General features: G+C 60.5%; 7 protein-coding genes. 6 read left to right on the forward strand and 1 reads right to left on the reverse strand.

Translation table 11 applies throughout. The features are described 5' to 3' along the window. The first annotated feature begins 33 nt into the window (after nucleotides 1-33). Both HHL14_RS11570 and HHL14_RS11575 read left to right on the forward strand, forming a co-directional pair. Nucleotides 34-597, forward strand: a complete 564-nt coding sequence (locus tag HHL14_RS11570) for a hypothetical protein (RefSeq protein ID WP_169497742.1) — start codon at nucleotides 34-36, stop codon at nucleotides 595-597. A gap of 2 nt (nucleotides 598-599) precedes the next feature. Then, the gene (locus HHL14_RS11575) at nucleotides 600-3,416 is read left to right on the forward strand and encodes a hypothetical protein (RefSeq protein WP_169497743.1); all 2,817 of its coding nucleotides are present in this window, start codon (nucleotides 600-602) and stop codon (nucleotides 3,414-3,416) included. 244 nt (nucleotides 3,417-3,660) lie between these two features. Here the strand turns inward: HHL14_RS11575 and HHL14_RS11580 are convergent, their stop codons facing one another. After that, on the reverse strand, nucleotides 3,661-4,392 hold the full coding sequence (locus tag HHL14_RS11580) for a GntR family transcriptional regulator (protein WP_169497744.1): 732 nt from the start codon (nucleotides 4,390-4,392) through the stop codon (nucleotides 3,661-3,663). Nucleotides 4,393-4,563: 171 nt separating this feature from the next. On the opposite strand from HHL14_RS11580, the gene HHL14_RS11585 reads away from it, so the two are divergent. The 4 genes from HHL14_RS11585 to HHL14_RS11600 all read left to right on the forward strand — a co-directional run bounded on the left by HHL14_RS11585 (nucleotide 4,564) and on the right by HHL14_RS11600 (nucleotide 11,195). Further along, a complete protein-coding gene (locus HHL14_RS11585; RefSeq protein ID WP_169497745.1) occupies nucleotides 4,564-5,784 on the forward strand; it encodes a pyridoxal-phosphate-dependent aminotransferase family protein in 1,221 nt (406 codons plus the stop codon). Between the two features lie 233 nt (nucleotides 5,785-6,017). Continuing rightward, nucleotides 6,018-7,304, forward strand: coding sequence for an MFS transporter (locus tag HHL14_RS11590; RefSeq protein WP_169497746.1), 1,287 nt, complete (start codon nucleotides 6,018-6,020; stop codon nucleotides 7,302-7,304). Between the two features lie 2 nt (nucleotides 7,305-7,306). Further along, complete coding sequence (locus tag HHL14_RS11595; protein ID WP_169497747.1) at nucleotides 7,307-8,068, forward strand: 2-keto-4-pentenoate hydratase; 762 nt, start codon at nucleotides 7,307-7,309, stop codon at nucleotides 8,066-8,068. A gap of 46 nt (nucleotides 8,069-8,114) precedes the next feature. Then, on the forward strand, nucleotides 8,115-11,195 hold the full coding sequence (locus HHL14_RS11600; RefSeq protein WP_169497748.1) for an FAD-binding and (Fe-S)-binding domain-containing protein: 3,081 nt from the start codon (nucleotides 8,115-8,117) through the stop codon (nucleotides 11,193-11,195). The last annotated feature ends 405 nt before the right edge of the window (nucleotides 11,196-11,600 follow it).

Consider the following 11,600-nt stretch of genomic DNA (forward strand, 5'->3'; position numbering starts at 1 on the left):
TTAAGAAATCAATGAACGATTAACGGAGCCACTATGTGGAAATCTAAATTTGCAGCGATTGTGATTCTTTCAATCGTGATCTCTGCCTGCGCACATTCGCCTGCAGATCAACGCGAACTCGCACATGTTCAATGGCTTCCGGCAATTAAGGCAATCATCCGGTCGGGAGATCTGGCGGATTATCAGAACGTGGCGGCGCGATTGAATCTGATTCTTGACGCAAAGGAGCCGGTTCCGGCTAAGGATGTCGACGGAAACATAATTGGCGAAAGTATTGATGTTGAAACGATGCCTCCTGCTAATTCGTCCGATAACGGAAAAATAAGGTTTCGCTACGGCATTCTTGTTCCCAAAAATCGCCCCTACAAGCGTGCAATGCTCACGGTGAGAAATATTGGCCTAGGGGGGTGCATTACCACGTCGGATATCTACAAAGAATTTGGTTACGTTCGACAAACAACGTATCCGCATTCTGATTTTCACAGTGCTGACTATCACTTCAGAGGGGATAACACAATCGATCTGTATTTTATATTTGTTAATAAAAATGAGCAGTGCGCGGAAGAGGTTTCAATTTTTCAGAATAGATGGAAGTGACAATGGCTGTAATCACAGGAAAAGAAGCATTTTGGGGTAACGTTAGCCTGTCGGCGACGGTAGTCCAGTACATCAATGACAGTCCGACACTGGTAAAGCAGCTCCTGCAATATCAGAGCGATTACGACAATCACCTCATTGAGGAGTTCAAGATAAGCGACGGAGGTGGAACCGAATTCGTACCGTCTGGGGTTCAGCTCGCGTCTAACTACGCCACATGGACGCCCGAAATGCTCGTGGGAGAACTTGCTCACGAGATCGGTCATTTTGTCAATCAGGCGAACGATGCTGCTTTTACAAACAAATACGATGTTTCGCCTAATGATCAAAATGCATATTCCATTGATGCGATGCTTGGGCTGCATAAGGAAGGCGAGGCCGTTTATAATAACTATACCGTGCAGCAGGAAATAGCAGCAGCAACCGGCGGACAGGTGAAAATCTATCTCGCTGGGGCCCTCAATGTCGATGGAACCAGCACGGGCCTTCAACAACTGCTCGATTCCCAGCATAACTACGACCAAGCCCAGGGGTATACCTCGGCCCAGGACATGAACCTGATGGTTGAACAGGCTATGGGCGTTTATGCGCTTTTGCCTGGAAGCGCCAACGGTTTGCCTTATTACGATTACTACGGTGGGGTGAACGGAGCAAAAGCGCCCGCTCAGGCTCCAGAGTTGGCCGGCGTGACTTTCACCGATCCTGCTGCCACCGGCGATTTTTCGACGGAAAAGGAAGTGTTTACCTCGGGGGATGCGCAGACGCTGAACTTCGACGATGGGGTAGTCAGTTCTTCGATTCTTAACGATCAATTCGGTAATGTCATTTCGCAAACCGTCTACTCCCATAGCGCTGATGGTAGCTATATTGCGAATATCTATGACGGTAATGGAAATCTGACCGGGCAGGATCAGTTTTATTCTGACGGTTCCGAAGTCGCCTACCAGCTTCTGGCAGACGGCACGCAGGATGCGACGGTCTATAACACCGCTGGCCAGCAGACGGAAAACGCAACATTTGGCATTGACGGCCAGAAGACGCAGGACACCTTCTACGATGCAACCACCGGTCAGGAGACTCAACATGCGACGTTCGGCAATGACGGCCAACTGACGCAGAACACTTTCTATGACGCGGACAGCGGTCGAATGACCGAACAGGACGACTACAACGCAGATGGTAGCGCCGTTGCTCACGTGTTAAACGCAGACGGCACGCAGAACTCCGTTGCGTTTAACGCGGCAGGTCAGGAAACCGAGAATGTGACGTTTGACACTAACGGCCAGAAGACGCAAGACACCTTCTACGATGCAGCCACGGGTCAAGAAACCCAAAATGCAACGTTTGACTCCAACGGCCAGCTGACGCAGAACACTTTCTATGACGCGGGCAGTGGTCGAATGACCGAACAGGACGACTACAACGCAGATGGTAGCGCCGTTGCTCACGTGTTGAACGAGGACGGCACACAGAACTCCGTTGTGTTTAACGCAGCGGGCCAGGAAACGGAAAATGTGTCGTTTGGTACCGACGGCCAGAAGATGCAGGACACCTTCTACGATCCAGCCACGGGTCAGGAAACCGAAAATGCGACATTTGGCATTGACGGTCAGAAGACGCAGGACTCTTTCTATGACGCGGGCAGCGGTCGAATGACCGAGCAGGACGACTACAACGCGGACGGTAGCGCCGTTGCCCATTTGTTGAACGAGGACGGCACGCAGAACTCTGTCGTGTTTAACGCAGCGGGTCAGGAGACGGAAAATGCGACGTTTGGCGCTAACGGCCAGATGACGCAGAACACTTTCTATGACGCGGGCAGCGGTCGAATGACCGAACAGGACGACTACAACGCGGATGGTAGCGCCGTTGCTCACGTGTTGAATTCGGACGGCACACAGAACTCTGTTGTGTTTAACGCTGCGGGTCAGGAAACGGAAAATGTGTCGTTTGGCAGTGACGGCCAGAAGACGCAGGACACCTTCTATGACGCAGCCACGGGTCGGGAGACGGAGACCGCGACGTTTAGCGGCGACGGTCACCTGACGCAGAACACCTTCTATGACGCGGGCAGCGGTCGAATGACCGAACAGGATGACTACAACACAGATGGCAGTGGTGTTGCGCACATCTTCAACCCGAATGGTACTCAGACCGCTGCGGTGTTCGATCCGAGTGGTCACGTTTCCGAGTATGCAACCTTCGGCGCCAATGGCCAGAAGACGCAGGACATCTTCTATGATCCAGGTACTGGCCGGGAACTGCAGGAGAACGACTTCAACGCGGATGGCAGTGCCGTTGCGCACGTCTTCAACCCCGACGGCTCGCAGACCGCTACGGTCTATAACGCCGCCGGTCAGGAGACGGAATACGCGATTTTCAATGGTGGGGGTCAGAAAACTGACGACTATTTCTTTGACGGCGCGACCGGTCGTGAAACGCAATACAACCAGTACAACAGCGATGGCAGCATGACGTCTTACCAGTTCAATGCCGACAATTCGCAGGACGCCATTATCTTCAATGGCAACGGTCAGGAACTGGAGTATGACTCGTATAACGCCAATGGTCAGCTGACAGGCTTTACCCAGTTCACCTATGGTGCAGGGGGAGGCTATAACGCAGTGGCATACGGTCCGACTGGCTATGAGACGGGCTGGTCGGATTTCAGCGACTCCGGCGGACTCGTTTCGTCAGGCGGTAATGATTACGGTTTCACGCTAAGTGATGACTATGAGAGCGGAAGCGATCTGACGTATCAGTCGGCATTTGAGTCGGCATTTGATGACTATATGGGATCAGGTGCTTTCAGCTTCTAGCCGTCGCAAATAAAACGACAGTTATGGCACCGCCGCTGTAGCTGATCAACATACGCCGCGCTAAAGAGCGCGGCGTTCTTGACATGTATTAGTCTGGATGCCATAGCACCATCGTCCCTGATGTTGGCACCCACTGCCTACGCCTGAACCGCGCATCGAAATCGCACCCACATCAATGACTTAGCTGGCCTGTGAGAAGGTTGTCCACAGCCTTGCCAACATTTTACGTGGACAAGTTTCCGGCTTAAGTCTTCAATTCCGTCGTTACGACGGACTCCTGCGATTGCACCTGCAACACCGCATCGCGCTTGTCGAGCAGATGCTGGCGCAGGATCGCGCTGAGCTTTTTGCCGTCGCGCGCTTCGAGCGCCTTCAGCATTTCGTCGTGGTCGTGAATCGCGCGGTCCCACTTCGGCGTCTGGTAGTTCGAGCGAAAACGCAGCGCCTGCAGACGCCGGTTCACCGACACATAGGTCTGCCGCAGCGCCGAATTTCGCGCGGCTTCGTTGATCTTGTCGTGGATCGCCTGGTTGCGGCTGTAGTAGCCGGGCAGATCGTTCTGCGCACGGCACGCGAGCATCGCGTAATGCAGCGCCTTGATCTCGGCGAGTTCGGCGGCCGTCATCCGCTCGGCGGCCAGCTCGCCGGAAAACGCTTCGAGGCCGCTCATCAGTTCGAACGTCTCGCGCAATTCGGCTTCCGTCATCTTCGATACCGACGCGCCGCGGTTCGGCGAAATCTCGATCAGCCCTTCGGCGGCCAGCACCTTCAGCGCCTCGCGCAGCGGCGTGCGCGAAATGCCGAGCGTCTCGCACAGCTCGCGCTCGTTCAGTTTCTTGCCTGGCTCCAGCACCCCTTCGACGATGAAGCGGCGGATGTGCTCCACCACCGTGTCGTGAAGGCGCTGACGCTCGACCTTCGGCATCAGCGGGGCTGCGGCCGCAGCCGCAGCCGCATCGAAATCCGAATTTTGCATACAAAAACCCTCGGCGTTACATGATGTGGGATTTTATCGGAACACCCGGCATTAGTTAATCGCCCGACAAACACGGGTAAACACGGGCCCGAGCGACCGAATTTGACCTTGGGATTGTCAAACTTCGTCTGATATAGTTTTTTGAATGCAAAATTCAATTGGAGGCGTTCCATGCTGAAGCTCGATTTCCATCCCGCCGGCCGTCACTTCCTGCAGATCCCCGGTCCGAGTCCGGTGCCCGACCGGATCCTCCGCGCGATGAGCTATCCGACCATCGATCACCGTGGCCCCGAGTTCGGCGAACTCGGCCTCGCGGTGCTCGACGGCATCAAGAAGATCTTCAAGACGCAGCAGCCGGTTGTGATCTATCCGGCCTCGGGGACCGGCGCGTGGGAAGCGGCGCTGTCGAACACGCTGAGCCCGGGCGACCAGGTGCTGATGTTCGAGACCGGCCACTTCGCGACGCTGTGGAAAAAGATGGCCGAGAAGCTCGGTCTGAAGCCGGAGTTTCTCGGTCTGCCCGGTGTCGAGGGCTGGCGGCGCGGGGTGCAGCCGCAGATGATCGAGGAGCGTCTGCGCGCCGACACGCAGCACGCGATCAAGGCGGTCTGCGTCGTGCACAACGAAACCTCGACCGGCGTCACCTCCGACATCGCCGCCGTGCGTCGCGCGATCGACGCCGCCGGTCATCCGGCGCTGCTGCTCGTCGACACGATTTCGGGTCTCGCGTGCGCCGATTATCGCCATGACGAATGGGGCGTCGATGTGACCGTGTCGGGCTCGCAAAAGGGCTTGATGCTGCCGCCCGGCATCAGCTTCAACGCACTCTCGCCGAAGGCGCTAGCCGCGAACCAGCACGCGAAGCTGCCGCGCAGCTTCTGGGACTGGGCGGAAATCGTCGAGATGAACAAGACCGGCTACTGGCCGTACACGCCGAACACGAACCTGCTGTACGGGCTGCACGAAGCGATCGAGATGATTCTCGGCGAAGGGCTCGACAACGTGTTCGCGCGTCACGAGCGGCTCGCCGAAGCGACGCGTCGCGCGGTGCGGGCGTGGGGGCTCGAGATCCAGTGCGCCGATCCCGCTGTCTATAGCCCGGTGCTGACCGGTGTGATGATGCCCGACGGCGTCGATGCCGACGCGGTGCGCAAGCTGATCTACGAACGCTTCGACATGTCGCTCGGCACCGGCCTCGGCAAGATGAAGGGCCGCATGTTCCGCATCGGCCATCTCGGCGATTGCAACGATCTGATGCTGCTCGCGACGCTCGCCGGCTGCGAAATGGGCCTGCGGCTTGCTGGCGTGGCGTTGAAGGACAGCGGCATGCCGGCCGCGATGGAATGGTTGAGTCACGCGCCGACGACGGCGGGGTTGAAGGCGGCGGCCTGAGCCCACGCATATCGAACACCGAGTACCGAACACCGAACACAGGAAGCGCCCCGCCGCCGACCGACTCGCAGCCGGCAATCCGCAGCATCAGCGAGCGCTGCCCTCATCGAACCGCGCATAGAACGCGGGCCTGAACAACATGCAATGCGTCCACGACGGCCCTCGCCGTCGACGGACGACGACGCAGCGCACCTCCTCGGTCGCGCCGTCGACACATGCCATGGAGAGAGACGATGAAGCGGTTTCGTTTGACCAGTGCGACCAGTATCGTTCTAGTGATGCTCTGCATCATGTACTTCATCACCTACCTCGACCGCGTGAACGTCAGCACCGCGGCCGCGGGTTTCGGCAAGGAATTCAATCTCACGCATACGCAGGTCGGCCTCGTGTTCTCGGCCTTCGCGTATCCGTACCTGCTGTTTCAGGTGATCGGCGGCTGGGTCAGCGACCGCTTCGGCGCGAAGCGCACGCTGCTGTTCTGCGGCGCGATCTGGGGTCTCGCGACGGTGTTCACGGGGCTCGCGGGCGGTCTCGCGTCGCTGCTCGCCGCGCGTCTCGTGCTCGGTTTCGGCGAAGGCGCGACCTTCCCCGCCGCGACTTCGGCGATGTCGCGCTGGGTCGCGAAAGAGCGGCGCGGCTTCGCGCAGGGCATCACGCACGCGGCGTCGCGGGTCGGCAATGCGATTGCGCCCGCGCTGATCGTGATCGTGATGGCGACGTGGGGCTGGCGCGAATCGTTCTATATCTGCGGCGCGCTGAGTCTGTTGTGGGTCATCGGATGGGCGCTCACGTTCACCGAGCATCCGAAAGACCATCCGCGCATCACGCCTGAAGAACTCGCGGTGTTGCCCACGCCGAAGCCGAAACTGAGCGGTCTGCCGTGGGGCAAGCTGTTTCGCCGGATGACGCCGGTCACGATCGTCTACTTCTGCTATGGCTGGACGCTGTGGCTGTTTCTCAGCTGGATTCCGCTGTACTTCCTGCACAACCATCATCTGCAATTGCAGAAGTCGGCGATCTTCGCGTCGGTCGTGTTCTTCGCCGGCGTGATCGGCGATACGCTCGGCGGCCTCGTCACCGACGCGATTTTCAAGCGCACCGGCAGCCTCAAACGCGCGCGTAGCTGGATGGTCTCGGTGTGCATGCTGTTCTGCCTGCTGTCGCTGATTCCGCTGATGTTCACGCACAACCTGTATCTGTCGATCGCCTGTCTCGCGTCGGGCTTCTTCTTCGCCGAGATGACGATCGGCCCGATGTGGGCGATTCCGATGGACATCGCGCCGGAATTCTCCGGCACCGCGAGCGGCATGATGAACACCGGCTCGGCACTCGCCGCGATCATCTCGCCGGTGATGGGCGGCTTTCTGATCGACCGCTTCGGCAACTGGGATTTGCCGTTCCTCGGCAGCATGCTGCTGATGGGCATCGGCGTGGTGCTCGCGTTTCGCATGCAGCCGGAAAGCCGCTTCGAACTCAGCGCGTCGGAAAAGGCGCACGTGTCCACCCGCATGGGCGTATGAGCATGACTGACTCCAATATTTCGTCGCTGAGCCGGCGTCTCGCCGATGCGCGTCAGCGCCGCGCCACGCTCGATACCTTGCCGCCCGCGCTAATGCCAACCGATGCCGATGCCGCCTATGCGATCCAGCACGAGATCCTGAGCGCGTGCGGCGCGCGCATCGGCGGCTGGAAGATCGGCGCGAAATCCGCGAGCGGACCGATCCAGGGCGCGCCGTTACCCGCCGGCGATCTGCATGCGAGCGGTGCGAAGCTGTCGCGCGAAGGCTTGGCGCCGCTCGGCCTCGAACTCGAAGTCGCGTTCCGTTTCGGCCGACGCTTCGAGCCGGCGGCGACGCCCTACCGCGACGATGAAGTACTGGCTGGCATCGGCTCGATCGGCGCGACCATCGAGATCGTCGCGAGTCGCTACGCCGCGTGGCCCGACGTCGACAAGCTCGCGCAACTCGCGGACCTGCAGAATCACGGCGCGTTGGTGGTCGGAGAATTCACGCCGTATCGCGAGGACTTTGCGTTCGTCGCGCCGTCGTTGCGTTTCGAGTTCGACGGCCGCAGCGTCGTCGAAGCGCCGCCCGCGAATCCGGCCGGCGATCCGCGCAGGCTGCTGACGTGGCTCGTCAATCACGCGAGCGCGCGCGGCATCGCGGTGACGCCGGAGATGGTCGTCACCGCCGGTTCGTACACCGGCATGTTTTTTCCGCGCGACGCGGGCACGGCCAGCGGGCATATCGAAGGGCTCGCGCCGGTCAGTGTGACGTTGTACTAAGAAAATCACGCCGCGCTATCGCGGCAGATCGCCATAGGCCGACGATATGACGAATCCCACTTCCAGTTTGCTGGTCAAGCCGATCCATCTGGTGCCGTCCGCCGCGCGCGCGACGAGCCCGCTCGCGCAGCAACTGCGCAAGGCGCTGCGCGGCGACGTGCTGTTCGATTTCGCGAGCCGCGGCCGTTACGCGACCGATGCGTCGATCTATCAGATCACGCCAGTTGGCGTGGTAGTGCCGCGCGATCAGGACGATCTGCGTATCGCGCTGGAGATTGCCCGCAGCGAGAAAGTGCCGCTGCTCGCGCGCGGCGCGGGCACGAGCCAGTGCGGGCAGACAGTCGGCGAAGCGCTGGTGATCGACACCAGCAAGTGGCTGAACAACATCGTCGCGTTCGATGCCGACGCGCGCACCGTCACGGTCGAGCCCGGCGTCGTGCTCGATCATCTGAACGCGTGGCTGAAGCCGCACGGATTGTGGTTTCCGGTCGACGTATCGACGGCCGCGCAATGCACGATCGGCGGGATGGCCGGCAACAACTCATGCGGCTCGCGCTCGATCGAATACGGCAACATGGTGCACAACGTCGAGGCGATCGACGCGATTCTCGCCGACGGCAGCGAGGCGCGCTTCGCGTCGCTGCGCGAGGCGCCGCAAGGCGAGCGTTTGCGGGAGATCGTCGCGGGCGTCACGCGGATCGCGCAGCGCGAGCGCGACGAAATCGTCGAGCGCGTACCGAAGGTGCTGCGCCGCGTCGCCGGCTATAACCTTGATCTGTTCGACTGCCAGAACCCGCGCGCCTACACCGATGACGGCAGCGCGAACCTCGCGCATCTGCTGGTCGGTTCCGAGGGCACGCTCGCGTTCAGCCGGCAGATCACGCTGAAGCTCGCGCCGCTGCCCGCGCACAAGACGCTCGGCGTGGTCAACTTTCCGACCTTCCGGCAGGCGATGGCGCTCACGCAGCACATCGTCAGGCTGAAGCCGGTCGCGGTCGAACTCGTCGATCGCACGATGATCGATCTCGCGCTGAGCAATCCGGCGTTTCGTCCGGTGATCGGGAAAGCGCTGGTCGGCGAGCCGCAGGCGATTCTGCTGGTCGAATTCGCGGGCGACGAGCGCGACGCGCAACTCGCGTCGTTGCAGCAACTGACCGAACTGATGAGCGAGCTCGGCCTGCCCGACTCGGTCGTCGAGATGCCCGACGCGAACGCGCAGAAGGCGCTGTGGGAAGTGCGCAAGGCCGGGCTCAACATCATGATGAGCATGAAGGGCGACGGCAAGCCGGTGTCGTTCATCGAGGATTGCGCGGTGCCGCTCGAACATCTGGCCGACTACACGAGCCGCCTGACCGAGGTGTTTCATCGTCACGGCACCGAGGGCACGTGGTATGCGCACGCGAGCGTCGGCACGCTGCACGTGCGGCCGATTCTCGACATGCGTCGCGACGGCGCCGCGAAAATGCGCGCGATCGCCGAGGAAGCGGCCGTGCTCGTGCGCGAATACAAGGGCGCGTATTCGGGCGAGCATGGCGACGGTCTGTGTCGCGGCGAATGGGTTGCGTGGCAATACGGGCCGCGCCTGAACGAAGCGTTCGGCGAAATCAAGGCGCTGTTCGATCCGGACAACCGCTTCAATCCGGACAAGATTGTGCGGCCACCGAAGATGGACGACGCGCGCAATTTCCGCTTTGCGCCGGGCTATCGCGAGATGCGTATCGACACGGCGCTCGACTGGTCGGCGTGGAACGTCGAGCGCGATCCGTTGAGCGGCGTCGAAAGCGCGCCGGGCAGCGGCGGCGATCTGACCGGCGGCCTCGCGAAAGCGGTCGAGATGTGCAACAACAACGGCCACTGTCGCAAGTTCGACGCGGGCACGATGTGCCCGAGTTATCGCGTGACGAAGGACGAGCAGCATCTGACGCGCGGCCGCGCGAATACGTTGCGGCTCGCGATCTCAGGACAACTCGGCGCAAGCGGGCTCGCGAGCGACGACGTGAAGGACACGCTCGATCTGTGCGTGTCGTGCAAGGGCTGCAAGCGCGATTGCCCGACCGGCGTCGACATGGCGAAGTTCAAGATCGAGGCGCGGGCGGCGCGCGTCAAGACGCACGGCGTGCGCTTGCGCGATCGGCTGATCGCGTTCATGCCGCGCTATGCGGGCGCGGCGAGCCGCATGCCGGGGCTGTTCGCGCTGGCGGATAACGTGCCGGTGCTGTCGGCGTGGTTCAAGCGATCGGTCGGCTTCGCGGCGCAGCGGAGTTTGCCGCGCTTCAGGCGGTCGTTTCTGGCCGATGCGGTTGCCGCGAGGGGGAGCGTCAATTCAGGCGTCAATGCGAGCCTCAGCGCAAGCGCCGATGCGCAGCAACAGCCCGCGCAAGCCGCCGCGCTCAAGGAAGTCCTGCTGTTCGTCGATACCTTCAACAACCACTTCGAACCGGACAACGCGCGCGCCGCGCAGCAGGTGCTTGAAGCGGCAGGCTATACGGTGCATTTCAACGTGCGCGGCAACGAGCGTCCGGTGTGCTGCGGGCGCACGTTTCTCGCGGCCGGTCTCGTCGATGAAGCGAAGCAGGAAGCGCGGCGCATGCTCGATCTGTTCAGGCCGTTTGTCGAACGTGGGGTACCGGTCGTAGGGCTCGAACCGTCGTGCCTGCTGTCGTTACGCGACGAATTCCTGCAATACGGCTTCGGCGACGAAGCGCAGCGACTCGCGCAGCACGCGTTTCTGTTCGAGGAATTCCTGCTGCGCGAGGAACAGGCCGGCCGTCTGCAGCTGGCGCTCAAGCCGCTGCCGGTGCAGCAGGCGCTCGTGCACGGCCATTGCCATCAGAAAGCGTTCGATGCGTTCACGCCGGTGCAGACCGTGCTGAAGTGGATTCCGCAATTGAAGGTCTCGACGGTCGAGTCGTCGTGCTGTGGGATGGCGGGTAGCTTCGGCTACGAGGCCGAGCACTACGCGACCTCGCAGGCGATGGCGGAGCTGTCGCTGCTGCCCGCGGTGCGCAAGCTCGACCCCGCGACGCTGATGGTCGCCGACGGCACCAGTTGCCGGCATCAGATTCGCGACGGCGCGCGCGTGGAGGCGATTCACGTCGCGCGGGTGTTGGCGATGGCGTTGCGGTGATGCGGTGATTTAGCACGGGCGGCAGTACGCTCGTGCACTCACGCACAACAGCGTGCGCGCTCTTTCGCGTAACCTCCGACCACACGCCCGCTGAAACTCTAAACACCGCCTCCGCTTCCTTTCCATCTCCCAGTGGTGAGTATTTACGGGAGCCGAAAAAGCGACTGAATTCCCAATAGGTGAGTCTTTCCGGGAGCCATTTTTTTACGGGATCCGCGTTCGAAACGTTTTCGTTGGAAGCGAAAACCTATGCTATTAGAATTAATTAAATAGGGAGAAAGAAATACGAATTTTTCTAGAATTAATCTGGAATTTTTATATGCAAGGATAAAGCGCCAAATTTGATGTGCGTGAGCCCGCGGCATTCATGCCGCCGATTCGCGCACATGCGAAAGCATGCCGGTC

The organism is Paraburkholderia antibiotica (assembly GCF_012927125.1).
GTDB classification, from domain to species: domain Bacteria; phylum Pseudomonadota; class Gammaproteobacteria; order Burkholderiales; family Burkholderiaceae; genus Paraburkholderia; species Paraburkholderia antibiotica.

Bases quoted from the DNA above. Each gene is read 5' to 3' on its own strand.
- HHL14_RS11570 (WP_169497742.1), top strand. From the start codon at position 34: ATGTGGAAATCTAAATTTGCAGCGATTGTGATTCTTTCAATCGTGATC.
- HHL14_RS11580 (WP_169497744.1), bottom strand. From the start codon at position 4,392: ATGCAAAATTCGGATTTCGATGCGGCTGCGGCTGCGGCCGCAGCCCCG.
- HHL14_RS11600 (WP_169497748.1), top strand. From the start codon at position 8,115: ATGACGAATCCCACTTCCAGTTTGCTGGTCAAGCCGATCCATCTGGTG.
- HHL14_RS11585 (WP_169497745.1), top strand. From the start codon at position 4,564: ATGCTGAAGCTCGATTTCCATCCCGCCGGCCGTCACTTCCTGCAGATC.
- HHL14_RS11590 (WP_169497746.1), top strand. From the start codon at position 6,018: ATGAAGCGGTTTCGTTTGACCAGTGCGACCAGTATCGTTCTAGTGATG.
- HHL14_RS11575 (WP_169497743.1), top strand. From the start codon at position 600: ATGGCTGTAATCACAGGAAAAGAAGCATTTTGGGGTAACGTTAGCCTG.
- HHL14_RS11595 (WP_169497747.1), top strand. From the start codon at position 7,307: ATGACTGACTCCAATATTTCGTCGCTGAGCCGGCGTCTCGCCGATGCG.